The sequence below is a fragment of the Pandoraea sp. PE-S2R-1 genome, from assembly GCF_002179865.1.
Taxonomy (GTDB): domain Bacteria; phylum Pseudomonadota; class Gammaproteobacteria; order Burkholderiales; family Burkholderiaceae; genus Pandoraea.
This window is the reverse complement of sequence record NZ_NGUR01000078.1, coordinates 1-325: the sequence shown is the minus strand read 5'-3', so window position 1 is coordinate 325 and position 325 is coordinate 1. Positions and strand designations below refer to the sequence as shown.

General features: G+C 62.8%; 1 pseudogene. It reads right to left on the bottom strand.

Annotation, left to right across the window (positions count from 1 at the left end):
* Positions 1-325: pseudogene (locus CDV44_RS27110) on the bottom strand (4Fe-4S binding protein); the annotation flags it as partial.

Here is a 325-nt window from a genome sequence, read left to right as displayed (position 1 = left end):
CGCGCAGCAAGCTGACCGTAGTGGCCGACAGACCGATGAAGACACCGGCCCCGGCGATCGGAATCAGCGACTGCACCAGATGATTGAAGCGCGACGTCTGCCACGGCCCCATCGCCCGGTTGGCCAGCGCGAAGATGATCGTGAAAGCCGGCCCCAGCAGCAGACCGTTGCCGAGAATGTACGTGACGACCATGCCGCCATCAAGCCAGGTGAAGACGTCGCTCTGCTCGGGGTAGTTCGTGAACACGTACCACGGCGCGTTCGTCTCGAACGGCCACATGATGTTGTGGTCGATGAGCCATGTGGCGAGCACCGTCTTGGTCGC